We start from the raw sequence: 14580 nt of genomic DNA, 5'->3' as shown, positions 1-14580 counted from the left end.
CACGGAGATTCGTCAGCCTTCGGAGCCAACTCCGCGTACACCTGCGGTATGACACACAACGGCGGCACCTCCCCCGACCCGTAAGGGTTGGGCGGGGAAGACGCCGCCGTGGGTACGCGCCACCGCGCGGATCGGCTGTTGCGGACCGAGCCGCTGCGGATGGAACTGTGGCGGATGAAGCCGTTACAGACGAAGCCGTCGCGGATCAGGCGTGGCAGATCAGCCGTTGATGAACACGTAGTCGGCCTGGTACGGCACGCCGACGATGGCGCCGGGCGCGCAGGATCCGGTCGGTGCGACGCCGCCGACGGTGTTCAAGCGCAGGATCTCGGCGGTGTCGGCGAGGAGGCCGTGGTGCTTGCCGGACTGAGTGGCCTTCAGGTCGAGCTCGGGGATGTTCCCGTCGCCGTTGGGCGTCCTGGACAGGACGGCCCCGGTCACGGCACTGCCGTCACGCGCGATCCATTGCGGCGTACCGGAGTTGGGGGCGACGAAGGAGTGCGCGATACGGCCACCGAGTACGGCGCTGACGTCCCGCTGGGCGAAGGCGTACCCGCCGCCCTCGGCCGGCTTGCACTCGTAGATCTGCTTGCCCTTGATGACGGACGCCTGGAAGTTGTCGAGCGCGTCCCGGAAGTCGAACTCGGCGACGGTGACCTTGTGCAGCTGACCTCGCACGGCGCCGCCCGGGAACTCGGCGGTGTGGAGGTTGGCGTAGAACGAACTCGGGTCGGTCTTGAGGGCGTTGAGCAGGACGGGGTCCTTCACAGTGACGGTGCCGGTGAGGCTGTGGCCCTTGCTCTGCCCCTTGCTCTGCCCCTTGCTCTGGCCCTGGCCCTGCCCCTGGCCCTGACCGAGGAGGCCGCCGAAGTCGACCTTGATGCCGCCGTTGGTGCCTTTGGCACCCTGGTGGATGTGGAGGGCGGTCGGCTTCCCGGTCCCGCGCCAGGTGAGCGCGACGGACACCCGGTCACCCTTGACCTTCACGAACTGCAGGGCGGCACCGTCCTTGTCCCCGACAGCGGGCCCACCCTCGACCGGGACCTCGTTCGCGCCGCGAAGACTGGCGGCGAGGACAGTACCCCCGGCGCCCCCACCCAGGGCCCCGCTCTGGCTCACGATCCCCTGAGCATCGCCTCCGGCGTGCCCCGCGTGGTCAGCGCGGTCACCTCCGGCGGCAAAGGCGGGAATCACCGCGGCGGCGACACCACCGGCGGCGGCCACCGCGACAGCGGTGACGATCAGGCTCTTACGGCGCTTAGAGAACGTCGTCTTCATGCCCATGATTCTGTTTTCTCCCCGTAGTGCAGCTGACGCCCCCTGCGTCAGCTTCTGGGCATTCATACGGAGGCGATCTTAGTTTGGACTCAGTCCAGCTTTGTGATGTGAGTCACAGGACCTACCGGTAAGTCCGGCTGTGCGAGTCGACGCCGTCCCGTGCATCTCAGCCCGTCCGGCGCTTCAGGACGAGTACGACCATCCCGAACCCCCACCCACCCGCTGAGGGCTCTGCCTCGCGGCGCTGCCGGTCACTTCCCGACGCCGGTCCAGGCATTTCAGCCCGTCCGGCGTTTGAGGACGAGGCCCGTTCAGGGCCGATGGGGGTCCAGGGGGCGGAGCCCCCTGGCGGGGTCGAAGGGGCGGAGCCCCTTCAAGGACGGGAAGGGTAGGGGCGGCGGGGGCGAGAAAACCTACCCGGCCCGATGCACCACGGCGTCGCACAACTCCATCAACGCAGCCCTGGCATCAATGTCCCGCAACGGCGCCAACGCAGCCCGCGCATCCTCCGCATACCGCACAGTGTCCCGACGAGCCTGCTCCAACGCCGGATGCACCCGAAGCGCAGCCAACGCCTCCGCATGCCGCCCGTCATCACTCAGATCGGAGTCCAGCAGCTCGCACAACGCGAGATCCTCCGCCAGCCCCAACCGCTCGGCCCGCTCCCGCAACCGCAGCACCGGCAGCGTGGGAATCCCCTCACGAAGATCCGTCCCCGGCGTCTTCCCGGACTCATGGGAGTCACTCGCGATGTCCAGCACGTCGTCCGCCAGCTGGAAGGCGACCCCCAGCCGCTCCCCGTACTGGGTCAGCACATCGACCACCGTCTCGTCGGCGCCCGACATCATCGCCCCGAACCGGCACGACACCGCCACCAGCGACCCGGTCTTCCCGCTCAGCACATCCAGATAGTGCTCAACCGGGTCCCGCCCGTCCTGCGGCCCCGCGGTCTCCAGGATCTGCCCGGTGACCAGCCGCTCGAACGCCTCGGCCTGCACCCGCACCGCCTCGGGCCCGAGGTCGGCCAGGATGTGCGAGGCGCGCGCGAACAGGAAGTCGCCGGTCAGCACGGCGACCGAGTTCCCCCAGCGGGTGTTCGCACTGTCGACACCCCGCCGTACCGCCGCCTCGTCCATCACGTCGTCGTGGTACAGCGTCGCCAGATGGGTCAGCTCCACCACCACCGCCGACGGCACGACCCCCGGCGCGTACGGGTCCCCGAACTGGGCAGCGAGCATCACGAGCAACGGGCGGAACCGCTTTCCACCCGCCCGCACCAGATGCTGGGCGGCCTCCGTGATGAAGGGGACCTCACTCTTTGTGGCTTCGAGCAATCCCTCCTCGACAGCCGCCAATCCGGCCTGGACATCGGCTTCCAGAGCCTGGTCCCGCACGCTCAGCCCGAACGGCCCGACGACGGTCACGAGGGGTCTCCTGTCTGCTGGTGTCTTCTGGCGGTTACACGGTTTGTCGATAGGTCGCTGCCATCACTCAAGTCAGCGTATCCGGTCACGTTTCGATCACCGATGCCGCCCACCCGTCCACCATGGGCGGTATTGGATCACGACCGGTATGTTTTTGATCACGTGATAAGGCCGGATATCCATCGACTTATAGGGAAGTAGCGGCCTGTATCCCGAACCGAAGGCGACATCGAGCCCGAGAGCGGCCCCCCGGCCCGCGATGACCAGGCCTTCTTCGGCCAGCCCAGAGGCCTGCTCACGCTCTCCGGCCTCGAGGTCTGGGAACGCATCTCGTTCCTCGGCACGCAGGCCATCCTCGTGCGGCGCTTCGCCGACACGGTCGCCCACGGCGGCATGGGCATGTCGCCGAAACCGCCGCCTCCGTCTCCGCCTCCGCCGCTTCCCTCTCCGCCACCTACGGCACCCTCATCCATCTGGCCTCCGTCCTGGTCTCCGTCGCCGGCGGCTGACTCGCCGACCGCATCCTCGGCTCGTCCCGCGCGGTGCTGTGTGGCGGCATCCTGATCGCTTGCGGCCACTACGCCACGTCGGTGCCGACCGCCGGTATGACCCGGGTGGGCCTCGGCCTGATCAGCGCGAGCACGGGCCTGCTCAAGCCCGACGTCGCCACCATGGTCGACAAGCTCTGCCGCACCGACGACGACCGCCGTGACGCCGGCTTCGCGCACTACTACATGGCCATCAACATCGGCGCCTTCACGGGCCCGCTGATCACCGGCCGGCTCTGCGACCACAGGGGCTGGCACTGGGGTTCCTCGGCGGCCGCGATCGGCATGACGTTCGGTCTGGGCCAGTACGCAGGCGGCCGCCGTCACCTGGCCGGACGGAAGCACGCCGCCGAGTTCGCGCCGGCCCCGGCCTCCCCCACGCTCGAACAGGCTCGCGCGGGGCGCCCCCCATCGCGCCGGGCGAGCCGCCTGATGATCGCGGGCCTCGCGGCCACCGCCGCGGTCACCGTCCTCCTCACCACCGCCGACCGGCTCACCATGGACCGCGGACGCCTGCACCCATACCTCGTCCTCTTCCTCGCCTTGACGGTCTTCAACGCCTCGACCGTCTTCAACTTCATCCTCGTCCAGGCGTACTCGACGATGATGCTGCCGGCCTCGACGAACGCCGAGACGTCGATCCTCGGCTTCGGCTTCCCCGCCGACTGGTACGCCTCCGCCCTGGCAGCCTTCGAGGTCGCCCTCGCCCCGGTCGTCGCCGCGCCGTAGGTCCGGATGGGGCACAGACAGCCACACGCGTCCAACAAGATCGCGACCGGGGTCGTACTCAACGGCCTGTCCTTCCTGCTCACGGCGCTGCCGACCGCCGGGCACTCCTCCGCCGACCCAGTGCACTGACCGGGCGCGTTGCACCCGAGGCACCGACCGGACGGGGATCCCGCTCATGCACATCCGTACGCCCTTCCCCCACGAGACGACTCACGAGGACTCTGGATCCCGCTCCCGGACGGGACTCTGCTGTACGCGCGCGTGTGGCGCCCGCTGACGAACGAGCCCATACCAGCGCTCCTCGAATACCCGCCGTACCGCCTGACCGACTGGACCGCCCCGCGACCACCAACGCCACCCCTGGTACGCCGGCCACGGCTACGCCTCCGCCCGCGTGGACATCCGGCGGGCACGGCGACAGCGGGGGCATGCCGACGGACGAGTATTGGGCGGCGGAGCTCGCAGACGGGGTCGCGGTGGTCAACTGGCCGGCGGCCCAGCTCTGGTGCAACGGCAGGGTCGGCATGTTCGGCATGTTCGGCATCTCCTGGGGCGGCTTCAGCTCCCTCCAGATCGCGGCCCTCGCGCCCGAGCCGCTCAAGGCGATCGTCACGGTCTGTTCAACGGACGATCACTATGACAACGACGTGCACTACACAGGAGGTTCCGTCCTCGCCGTAGACATGCACGCCCGGCCGTCGACCATGCTCACCTTCGCCTCCCGCCCACCGGATCCGCGGTACGTCGGACGAGGCCTGGCGGGACATACGGCCGGGGCGGCTGGAGGCCCTCGCCCCGTTCATCCATACCCGGCTCGACCACCAGAGTCGCGACGCCTACTGGCGCCCCGGCAGCCTCTGCGAGGCTACGGCGCGATCGACGCCACCGTCCTCGCGGTGGGCGGCCGGCAGGACCCGTACCGCGACACGGTCCTGCGCCTGATCGAGCACCTGCCCGCCGACCGCGTCCTCGGCCTGATCGGCCCCTGGTCGCACCAGTACCCGGACCGGGGCCTGCCGCGGTCCGGCGCTCGGCTTCCTCCAGGAGACGCTGCGCTGGTGGGACCGCTGGCTGAAGAACGAGGACACCGGCGTCATGTCCGAGCCCCTGCTGCCCGCCTACGTCAGCGACTCCCACCGCCCGGCCACGGTGTACCCCACGCCGCCGGGCCGCTGGGTCGGCGAGCCGGCCGGGCCCTCTCCCCACGTGCGCAGCATGACGTACGCCTGCTTCGAGTCCGAAGTGGGCGAGGAGACCTGAGTCTTGGGCCTGAGTGTTGGGGCGGCCGAAGGTGCGGCTACGGCTGGCCTCGGAGGTGCCGCGCGGGCAGGTCGTCGCCCGGCTCTGCGACGTGGCACCCGACGGCTCCTCGACCCTGGTCACGCGGGGCGTGCTGAACATGTCGGCGCGCCATGGGCGGGACCGCGCGCTGCCGTGGCCCTTTAGCTGGCGGGGAGCGCACTGGAACTCCCGGTACGCGCGCGTGCGTTGGACGAATCAGCGGACTAGCGGACTACACATCGATCACTTTCGAGGAACCGGAGCAGGCGGAGCCGCTCGGCGTGAACTCGGCACGCGCGCGTGCCCCGACGGCCTGGGGTTCACGGAGGACGCACTGGAGACGTACACGCGCGAAAGGGGCATTTCATCACCTGCAACGAGGTCACTTGCACGGAGGGCGAAGAGGTTCTTTTCCGCCGGATACGGGAGAAACAGACTCAACGGACAGCCGATTAGCAGCGAGTTGGAGCCATTGCCCGATTTGCCGCTCTTGCGGATGCCAGTGAATTGGGTCACGCACACCCGGGCATGCATCCGGCCGGACGCACCCCCTTCCCCCCTTGCGTCGAGCGCAAGTTGAGGGTTGGCAACCGCAAAGGATCAAGCACCCCATACGCACCAGACCATGGTCAACCGGCACGACGGGTGACCATGGCACTTGTTCCGGGCATGTGCTCTCGCATACGTTCCCGCTCAGTCGGGCGGACGCCGAATCCTGCCGCCGCCCGAGTCATCCATCGACGCACTCACTCACGCACGGCAGGAGCGGGGGACCCAGGTAAGTCGCCGCACCGGACGCCTTGATGGCGCACCGGACCGGCTCGGGGTGAAGTTCGCGCTGCCACACGGCGGCGCGGCCGGGCATCTCCCGCCCGAACCCGACAGCTCACCTCGCAGGCGTCGGAGAGGAACAGCGCCATGGCCCGAGGCAAGCACCGTCGTCCCAGAACCAACCCGCTCACCCGCCACGTCGTCGCAGCCGGAACCGGCACCGCCGCCCTCGCCCTCCCGCTCCTGAGCGCGACCACCGCGAGCGCCGCAGCGCCGGCCCAGGCCCCCGCCGTCGCACAGGCGGCACCGCAGTCCGCGCCGTCCGCGGCGAAGGCCAAGACCGTCGCGTACACCACAAAGAAGGGCGACTCGCTCTACGGCATCGCGGACCGGTACGACGCGCAGGGCGGCTGGCGGCAGCTCTACAAGGACAACCGCAAGGCCGTCGGCGACAACCCCCGACTGATCCACCCGGGCCTCGACCTGAAGGTCCGGGCGACGAAGACCGGCACAGCGAGCAAGACGGCCGACAAGGCGTCCGCACCGGCCAAGAAGTCCGCCGTCGCCCACGCCACACCGGCCTCGGTGAAGTCGTACCCGGACAACCTCGACGGCTGGATCCGCAATGCGCTGGACATCATGGCGCAAAACGGAATCCCCGGGTCATACGACGGCATTTACCGCAACGTCATGCGCGAGTCGTCCGGCAACCCGGCCGCCATCAACAACTGGGACTCCAACGCCGTGGCGGGCACCCCGTCCAAGGGCCTCCTCCAGGTCATCGACCCCACCTTCGCGGCCTACCACGTGCCGGGGACGGTCTACGACCCCTTCGACCCGGTCGCGAACATCACGGCCGCGTGCAACTACGCGGCCGCGCGGTACGGCTCGATCGACAACGTGAACGGCCCCTACTAGGCGAAACCATTCCTTACCATTCGAAGAACGGGCACTACTGGGCGAAGTCGGCCAGGCTCCCCGCGAACAGTCGCTCGAGGACGACGGCGATGCCGTCGTCCTCGTTCGAGAGGGTGATCTCGTCGGCGACCGCCTTGAGTTCGGGGTGCGCGTTGGCCATCGCGACGCCGCGCGCGGCCCAGTCGAACATCGGGATGTCATTGGGCATGTCACCGAAGGCGATGGTGTCGTGCGCGCCGAGGCCGAGATGCTCGGCGGCGAGCGCGAGACCGGTCGCCTTGGTGATGCCGCATGGCTGGAGTTCGACGGTGCCCGGCCCCGACATGGTGACCGTCGCGAGGGAACCGACCACCGCGCGCGCCGTCGCCGCCAACTCGTCGTCGGACAGCGTGGGATGGCGCAGCAGCACCTTGCTGATCGGCTCGCACCACAGGTCGTCGCGGTGCCGGACGCGTACGGCCGGCAGGGTGGGATGGGGCATCAGATACCCGGGTTCGATGAGCGTGAGCCCGTCGACGCCGTCCTGGTCGACGGCCGCGTACACCTGCCCCACCTCGGCCTCGATCTTGCCTAGCGCGGTCTCCGCCAACTCCCGGTCCAGGGTGATGGACCACAGCAGACGGTCCGCGCCGGCGTCGTACAACTGCGCGCCCTGTCCGCACACCGCGAGCCCCCTGCTGCCCAGGACGTCGAGGAGCGGCCGCACTCTGGGCGCCGGCCGTCCCGTCACGACGAGGTGCTGGGCGCCGGCCGCCGCCACCTGCGCGAGCGCGTCGAGGGACCGGTCCGAGAGCGTGTCGTCGCCGCGCAGCAACGTCCCGTCCAGGTCAGTGGCGATGAGTGAATATGCGATGGGTGGGGCCATGATCAGAGAATACGGACAGGACGCCCCATCGACTCGATGTGAACCGGACGGCTGCTGTGTTCACATGTGTTGACACCAGTTCCGGTTCCGCTGCTGTTTCCGTGTTCGCTTCCGCGCCGCAACTGCCCTGCTTCGACTGCGATTTCACTCCCACGTGGTGCCCGCGGGCTCCTTGATGGTGGTGTTGACGCGGTTGAACATGTTGGTGACGGCGATGGTGAGGATCAGCGCCGACAGCTCCTTCTCGTCGAAATGATCGGCCACTTCGTCCCACAGCGCGTCCGGCACCGACTCGTGCGAACGGTCCGCGAGTCTCGTCACCGCCTCGGTCAGCTGCAGCGCGGCCCGCTCGGCGTCGGTGAACCAGGGCGCCTCACGCCAGGCGGACACGGCGTCGATCCGCTCACCGCTCGCCCCTGCCTTGCGCAGATTGGCGATGTGGCCGTGGACACAGGCGCTGCACCCGTTGACCTGACTCGCCCGCAGTCCGACGATCTCGACCAGTTCCTGGGGCAGGCCGCCCTCGCCGATCGCCTGGAGGAGCGTGCCGACCCCCTTGATCGCGTTCGGAAGGACGTACGCCGGGTTGGTCATCCGTGCCCGCATGATGCTTGCCTCCTGAGTCGTGTTTCCGTCTTCACTGCACTGACGGAGCGGGGGCAGCGGTTGTGACCGACCGCGCGAAAAGATTCCGACGCACCTGGGGGGCGTAAGGGCGGCCGAGTGCGACGACCTGGCGATTCGCCTGCCTTGGCGACGCGAACTCCGCACTGCCCAAGACCGGCGACTCACCCGTAACGTGTGCCCCGACCACATGGCAATGGCACACGGAGCGGATGAGAGTGAGGCAGCACCCCATGCCCCCCTTCGATCTCCCCGAGGGCGACCCCTTCGGCACGCACAACCTTCCGTACGGCGTCTTCTCCCTCCCCGGCTCGGACTCCGCACGCCGGGTCGGCATCCGGCTCGGCGACCACGTCCTCGATGCGGGCAAGGCGGCGTACGCGCTCGGCTCGCCGTACGCCCCACTGCTCGCGCAGGACTCCTTGAATCCGCTGCTCGCCGCAGGCCGCACCACGTGGTCGGACGTACGGCGCGCACTGACGGCGTGGGTGACGGTCCCGGCGCACCAGGAGGCCATCGCGGACCTCCTCCACCCGCTGTCCTCGGTCACCCTCCACCTGCCCTTCGAGGTCGCGGACTACGTCGACTTCTACGCCTCCGAGAACCACGCCCGGAACGTCGGCCAGATCTTCCGCCCCGACGCGGCGGACTCCCTGACGCCCAACTGGAAGCACCTGCCGATCGGTTACCACGGCCGCTCGGGCACGGTGGTGGTGTCCGGCACGGATGTCGTACGACCGTCCGGCCAGCGCAAGGCCCCCGCCGATCCGGCCCCGGTCTTCGGCCCGTCGATCCGCCTGGACATCGAGGCCGAGGTCGGCTTCGTGGTCGGCATGCCGTCGGAGATGGGCGAGCCGGTGGCGCTGGGCGACTTCCGGGAGCACGTCTTCGGCCTCTGCCTGTTGAACGACTGGTCGGCACGCGACCTCCAGGCCTGGGAGTACGTCCCCCTCGGCCCGTTCCTCGGCAAGTCCTTCGCCACGTCGGTGTCGGCGTGGATCACCCCGCTGGACGCCCTGGAGGAGGCACGGGTGGCACCGCCTCAGCGGACGTACCCGCTGCTGCCGTACCTGGACGACTCCGGCTCCGAAACGGAACCCGGCGGCTACGACCTGCGGATCTCCGTTTCGATCAACGGCCACGTGGTCTCCGAGCCCCCCTTCTCCACCATGTACTGGACGGCCGCCCAGCAACTCGCCCACATGACCGTGAACGGCGCCTCGCTACGCACCGGCGACCTGTATGGCTCGGGCACGGTGAGCGGCCCGACAGAAGGCGAGCGTGGGTCACTGCTGGAGCTGACGTGGAACGGACGCGACGCCCTCGAACTCCCGGACGGCAAGCGGACGTTCCTGGAGGACGGCGATGTGGTGACGCTGTCCGCCTGGGCTCCCGGGCCGGGCGGGGTTCGAGTGGGGCTGGGGGAGGTCACCGGGCAAGTTGTAGCAAGCAGTTGACACAAAGCTCCAGGAGGCCGCATCTTGTACTCACCACTTGATACAAGTGGTGAGTACAAATCTGCGTACAAAACTGCGCACACGACTGCGTACAAGTCGTCTCCACGGGGGTCTGTGTCTCTCATGCTCAAACTCGGTTCGCGCCCTTCCGCGTCGGCGCCCGCGTCCCGCGTACCCGTCGACCGCTACGCCCGCTGGACAGGCCTGGCCGTCGGAGTGCTGGCCTCCCGGCTGCTGGCCCTGAACGACGGGGAGGGCACCCTCTACGCCATCCTCGTCTTCGGCCTGTGCGCGGTGGCCGGAGTGCTGCTGGGCGACGCCCTGACCGCGCCGCACCGGGGCGCCGTACGCACGGCGGGCCTCACTCCACGCCGGGTCCGCGACTACGTGCCGCCCCGGATGACCCTCCTGCTGCTCGGCCTCGCGGCCGCGCTGGTCGTCCTGCTGACGGCCGCGGCCGTGGTGGCGTCGCCGGACGACCTGGGCCGTGCGGGGCGCGCGTTCACGGTGACCTGCCGGGGTGTGACTCAGTCGCTGACCCCTTGGCCCGGCATCTACTACGGCCTTCCCATCCTGGCCTCCCTCGCCCTGTCCACGGCCGCCTGCGGCTGGTCCCTGCGGCGCATCGCGACCCGCCCCGGCGACGAACAGTCCCGCCGCGACCGGACGTTGGCGATCGTCGCCGCCTGGGGCCTGGTGGTCTCGTCCTCCCTGCTTGGCGCGGCATCGACGGCATCGGGCGCGCTGATGAGCACGAACTGCGACGGTGCCGTGGGGACCGCCGCGAACGTGGTGCTGTGGCCGCTGGCCCTGCTGGCCCTGCTCATGGCGCCGTGGTGCCTGTTCACGATCATCTCGCCGCGGGCGACGGCATGGCGGGGCCGTCGGGCCGGCGCCGGCGGAACCGACCGCCGATGAGCGGGGCAGGCCTGCGCGTCGACACGACCAGCCCGGTCCCGCCGTACGAACAGATCCGGGCTCAGCTCGCCGCCCTGATCTCCACCGGCCGCCTTTCGGAGGGCGAACGCCTGCCGACGGTACGGCAGTTGGCCGCCGACCTGGGGCTGGCCACGGGGACCGTGGCACGGGCGTACCGCGAGCTGGAGGCGGCGTCCCTGATCCGCACCCGGCGAGGCGCGGGCACCCGCGTCGCCCCGCTCCCGGAGGGCGTCCACCGTCCCGATCGCGCCGAACTGGCCGCCCTGGCAAGGCGGTTCGCAGACCAGGCGCGTGCGCTGGGAGCGGACGACACAGAGGTGGTGGCGGCCGTCCGGGAGGCGCTGCGCGCCTAGGCCGGGGCGCAGACGCACGGCGACGCCAGGCTGTCGGACGACGACCATGTCGGCGTACACATGATGCCCGGTGGCGAGTTCGGCGGCTCTTTCCCGCTGACTCCGGCGACAGTCACCGTCATACTGGCTGGCGGCGGGAGGTGTGTTCATCGCCCACCGCCCCGTACAGCCGCCCCCGCACCTTCCCTGACCAGGATCCGGAGCCCTCGGCATGACCGTCTGCCTGCTCCTGTTGAGCGTCGTCGCCCTGACGGCCGCCGTACCCGTCCCCCGGGCGCTGACCCGGGCCACCTGGCCCGAACAGGAACCCGTGGTCGCGCTCTGGGTGTGGCAGTGCCTGGTCGCCACGGTCCTGCTGTGCTGCCTGACGGCCCTGGCCCTTGGCACCGCCGCCGTTTTCGGCACGGTACGCGCCCAGCTCTTCGCTCCCGCGCCGCCGTCGGTGACCGAGGCGTACGACCTCTCGGCCGCGCCCGCCTGGGCGGCCACCTTCACCGTGCTGCTGGCCTGCGGTGCCGCCTGGACGACCGCGATGCTGGCCCGCGAGCTCGTCGAGGCGCGTCGGCGACGCGGCCAGGCCAGGGCCCACCTGCGCGAACGCGCCCCCGATCTGCCCGCGGGCCTCGGCTCGGCGCGCGGCCCGCTCCTGGTGCTGGAGGACGAGTACCCCGACGCCTGGTGGATGCCCGGCAGCCAGCCCCAGCTGATCGTCACCACGGGCGCCCTGCATCGCCTGACCGACCACCAGCTCGACGCCGTCCTCACCCATGAGCGTGGCCACGCCCAAGCCCGCCACGACTGGCTGCTGCACCTCTCCACCGCGCTTGCCACCGGCTTCCCCCGCATCCCGTTGTTCGCCCACTTCTGCGACCAGACCCACCGCCTGGTCGAACTGGCCGCCGACGACACGGCGTCCCGCCGCTGCGGTCACCTGACGACGGCCCTGGCCCTGATCGAACTCAACCAACACCGGGGCGTTCTCTCCTGCGCCTCCACCCACCGCCTCCTGGGCGAACGCGTCAACCGCCTCCTCCAGCCCCCGCCACGGCTGGGCCGCCGCCACCGGGCCCTCACGACGGCGCTGGCAGCGCTGGTCCCGCTGCTCCCGCTGCTGATCACGTTCGCGCCGGGGCTGACGGCACTGGCCTGACCGTCGCCGGCCTGACCGTCGCGCCGGGGCTGGCGTTCCTGCGCGGCACCTCGCGCCCAGCCTCAGCGCCGGGGACTCGCCGCGGAGCACACGGCAATTGCCGAGCTCCGCTGCCGACCCCCTAGGCCCAGTCCTCCGGTTCCGGCTCCACCTCAGGCCACTCGTCCACCCCGTGATCGGCCCCCGCATCCGCGTCGGCAGCCACCCCCGCGCCGGTCTCCCCACGCACCGAGGCCAGCACCTCAAGCACCCCCTCCCCATACGTAACCAGCTTCTTCTCCCCGACCCCGCTGACGCTCCCAAGCTCCCGCACCGACGTCGGCGACACCGTCACGATCTCCCGCAGCGTCGCGTCATGGAAGATCACATACGCCGGAACACCCTGCTCCCGAGCCTGCTCGGCACGCCACGCCCGCAGCGCCTCGAAGGCCGGCACCAGCTCCTCCGGCAGCTCGGCCACCGCGGCCTTCGCCTTGCGCTCGCCACGCCCGGAGCCCGCGGAACCCGACGCCGACCGCGAGGTAGCCGCCTTCTTCGGCTCCTTGCGCAGCGGCACCTCCCGATCCCGCCGCAGCACCGACCCACTGGCCTCCGTCAGCACGAGCGTCCCGTACTCCCCCTCGACCGCGAGCAGGCCCTGGGCCAGCAACTGCCGGATGACGCCCCGCCATTCGCCCTCGCTCAGCTCCTCGCCGATGCCGAACACGGACAGCTGATCGTGATCGAACTGGATGACCTTGCCCGTGCGCTTGCCCAGCAGGATGTCGACGATCTGCAGGGCCCCGAACTTCTGCCCCCGCTCCCGCTGCAGCCGCACCACCGTCGACAGCACCTTCTGTGCCGCGATGGTGCCGTCCCAGGTCTCCGGCGGTGTCAGGCAGGTGTCGCAGTTTCCGCAGCCCACCGGATCCGGGTCCTGACCGAAGTAGGCCAGCAGCTGACCGCGCCGGCACTGCGCCGTCTCGCACAGGGCCAGCATCGCGTCCAGGTGCGAGGCGGCCCGGCGCCGGAACGCCTCGTCGCCCTCGCCCGACTGGATCAGCTTGCGCTGCTGTATGACGTCGTTCAGGCCGTAGGCCATCCAGGCCGTGGAGGGGAGCCCGTCACGGCCGGCGCGGCCCGTCTCCTGGTAGTAGCCCTCGACCGACTTGGGCAAGTCGAGGTGGGCGACGAACCGCACGTCCGGCTTGTCGATGCCCATCCCGAAGGCGATGGTCGCCACCACGACCAGGCCCTCCTCCCGCAGGAACCGGGACTGGTGCGCCGCGCGCGTGCCAGCGTCCAGGCCGGCGTGGTACGGCACCGCCTCGATGCCGTTGCGGCTCAGGAACTCGGCCGTCGCCTCCACCGACTTGCGCGACAGGCAGTACACGATGCCCGCGTCGCCCGCGTGCTCCTCCCGCAGGAAGCTCAGCAGCTGCTTCTTCGGGTCCGCCTTCGGAACGATCCGGTACTGGATGTTGGGCCGGTCGAAGCTCGCCACGAAGTGCCGGGCAGTCGGCATGTTCAGCCGCTGGGTGATCTCCTGGTGCGTCGCATGCGTGGCCGTCGCCGTGAGCGCGATCCGCGGCACGTCCGGCCAGCGCTCGCCGAGCAGGGAGAGGGCCAGATAGTCGGGGCGGAAGTCGTGGCCCCACTGGGACACGCAGTGCGCCTCGTCGATCGCGAACACCGCGATCTTGCCGCGCGACAGCAGGTCCAGCGTCGAGTCGAGCCGCAGCCGCTCCGGTGCGAGGTAGAGCAGATCCAGCTCACCCGCCAGGAACTCCGCCTCCACCACCCGCCGCTCGTCGAAGTCCTGCGTGGAGTTCATGAACCCGGCACGCACACCGAGCGCCCGCAGCGCGTCGACCTGGTCCTGCATCAGCGCGATGAGCGGGGAGACGACCACACCCGTACCGGGTCTGACCAGGGACGGGATCTGATAGCACAGCGACTTCCCGCCTCCGGTCGGCATGAGCACGACGGCGTCACCGCCGGCCACCACATGCTCGATGACCGCTTCCTGCTCGCCGCGGAAGGCGTCGTACCCGAAGACCCGGTGCAGCGCGGCCAGCGCCTCGCTACCGCTCGCCTGTGCCGCCTCGGTCACCCTTGGCATCTCACTGATCCCGCCCGTCGCACCCATCGCCATGTCCCCCGTACGTCGTCCCTCGACCACTGCACCCACGATAGGGGCCACCGCCGACAGTGCCGGAGTTATCCACAGGCTCACACCCCAGCCATCCGTAATCGATCGATAA

Annotated in this window: 13 protein-coding genes, 2 pseudogenes and 1 riboswitch; of the genes and pseudogenes, 9 read left to right on the top strand and 6 right to left on the bottom strand. The window is 70.0% G+C overall.

What is annotated here, in order from left to right; translation table 11 throughout:
• Positions 1–219: 219 nt before the first annotated feature.
• Together EHO50_RS22840 and EHO50_RS22835 are read right to left on the bottom strand one after the other, a co-directional pair.
• Complete coding sequence (locus EHO50_RS22840; protein ID WP_246101345.1) at positions 220–1278, bottom strand: CHRD domain-containing protein; 1059 nt, start codon at positions 1276–1278, stop codon at positions 220–222.
• Between the two features lie 413 nt (positions 1279–1691).
• Positions 1692–2702 carry a polyprenyl synthetase family protein gene (locus EHO50_RS22835; RefSeq protein ID WP_128432990.1) on the bottom strand — a complete coding sequence of 337 codons (1011 nt, stop codon included), beginning with the start codon at positions 2700–2702 and terminating at the stop codon, positions 1692–1694.
• A 228-nt stretch (positions 2703–2930) separates the two neighbouring features.
• Between EHO50_RS22835 and EHO50_RS22830 the strand changes: the two are divergent.
• Together EHO50_RS22830 and EHO50_RS46100 are read left to right on the top strand one after the other, a co-directional pair.
• Positions 2931–4087 (top strand): annotated as a pseudogene (locus tag EHO50_RS22830) (peptide MFS transporter); the annotation flags it as partial.
• 320 nt (positions 4088–4407) lie between these two features.
• Positions 4408–4920: pseudogene (locus EHO50_RS46100) on the top strand (CocE/NonD family hydrolase); the annotation flags it as partial.
• Here EHO50_RS46100 and EHO50_RS46095 read toward each other — a convergent pair.
• Complete coding sequence (locus EHO50_RS46095) at positions 4816–5076, bottom strand: hypothetical protein (protein WP_246101344.1); 261 nt, start codon at positions 5074–5076, stop codon at positions 4816–4818. The pseudogene EHO50_RS46100 and the gene EHO50_RS46095 sit on opposite strands and share 105 nt — an antisense overlap.
• On the opposite strand from EHO50_RS46095, the gene EHO50_RS46090 reads away from it, so the two are divergent.
• From EHO50_RS46090 to EHO50_RS22820, 3 genes are all read left to right on the top strand, one after another.
• Entirely contained in the window at positions 5075–5239 is a 165-nt protein-coding gene (locus EHO50_RS46090; protein ID WP_246101342.1) for a hypothetical protein, read from the top strand. The two genes, EHO50_RS46095 and EHO50_RS46090, sit on opposite strands and share 2 nt — an antisense overlap.
• 13 nt (positions 5240–5252) lie before the next feature.
• Positions 5253–5840, top strand: coding sequence for a CocE/NonD family hydrolase C-terminal non-catalytic domain-containing protein (locus EHO50_RS46085; protein WP_425472248.1), 588 nt, complete (start codon positions 5253–5255; stop codon positions 5838–5840).
• 153 nt (positions 5841–5993) lie between these two features.
• Positions 5994–6173: riboswitch (cyclic di-AMP (ydaO/yuaA leader) on the top strand.
• A 5-nt stretch (positions 6174–6178) separates the two neighbouring features.
• Complete coding sequence (locus EHO50_RS22820; protein ID WP_128432987.1) at positions 6179–6949, top strand: LysM peptidoglycan-binding domain-containing protein; 771 nt, start codon at positions 6179–6181, stop codon at positions 6947–6949.
• A 34-nt stretch (positions 6950–6983) separates the two neighbouring features.
• Here the strand turns inward: EHO50_RS22820 and EHO50_RS22815 are convergent, their stop codons facing one another.
• A complete protein-coding gene (locus tag EHO50_RS22815; protein WP_128432984.1) occupies positions 6984–7814 on the bottom strand; it encodes an HAD family hydrolase in 831 nt (276 codons plus the stop codon).
• A 144-nt stretch (positions 7815–7958) separates the two neighbouring features.
• Positions 7959–8420, bottom strand: a complete 462-nt coding sequence (locus tag EHO50_RS22810; RefSeq protein ID WP_128432981.1) for a carboxymuconolactone decarboxylase family protein — start codon at positions 8418–8420, stop codon at positions 7959–7961.
• A 251-nt stretch (positions 8421–8671) separates the two neighbouring features.
• On the opposite strand from EHO50_RS22810, the gene fahA reads away from it, so the two are divergent.
• From fahA to EHO50_RS22790, 4 genes are all read left to right on the top strand, one after another.
• Positions 8672–9895 (top strand): fumarylacetoacetase, encoded by a 1224-nt coding sequence (fahA, locus tag EHO50_RS22805; protein WP_128432978.1) that lies wholly within the window; start codon positions 8672–8674, stop codon positions 9893–9895.
• Positions 9896–10018: 123 nt separating this feature from the next.
• Positions 10019–10813 carry a hypothetical protein gene (locus EHO50_RS22800; protein ID WP_128432975.1) on the top strand — a complete coding sequence of 265 codons (795 nt, stop codon included), beginning with the start codon at positions 10019–10021 and terminating at the stop codon, positions 10811–10813.
• Positions 10810–11187 carry a GntR family transcriptional regulator gene (locus EHO50_RS22795; protein WP_128432972.1) on the top strand — a complete coding sequence of 126 codons (378 nt, stop codon included), beginning with the start codon at positions 10810–10812 and terminating at the stop codon, positions 11185–11187. The genes EHO50_RS22800 and EHO50_RS22795 overlap by 4 nt, the downstream gene beginning before the upstream one ends.
• A gap of 211 nt (positions 11188–11398) precedes the next feature.
• Positions 11399–12337, top strand: a complete 939-nt coding sequence (locus tag EHO50_RS22790) for a M56 family metallopeptidase (RefSeq protein WP_128432970.1) — start codon at positions 11399–11401, stop codon at positions 12335–12337.
• Positions 12338–12458: 121 nt separating this feature from the next.
• Here EHO50_RS22790 and recQ read toward each other — a convergent pair whose 3' ends face one another.
• Positions 12459–14465 (bottom strand): DNA helicase RecQ, encoded by a 2007-nt coding sequence (gene recQ, locus EHO50_RS22785; RefSeq protein WP_128433474.1) that lies wholly within the window; start codon positions 14463–14465, stop codon positions 12459–12461.
• Positions 14466–14580 lie beyond the last annotated feature (115 nt).

This window comes from Streptomyces cyaneus (genome assembly GCF_004028635.1).
GTDB classification, from domain to species: Bacteria; Actinomycetota; Actinomycetes; order Streptomycetales; family Streptomycetaceae; genus Streptomyces; species Streptomyces cyaneus.
Note: the sequence above shows the minus strand (reverse complement) of the source record. Positions and strands in the feature narration are given on the sequence as shown.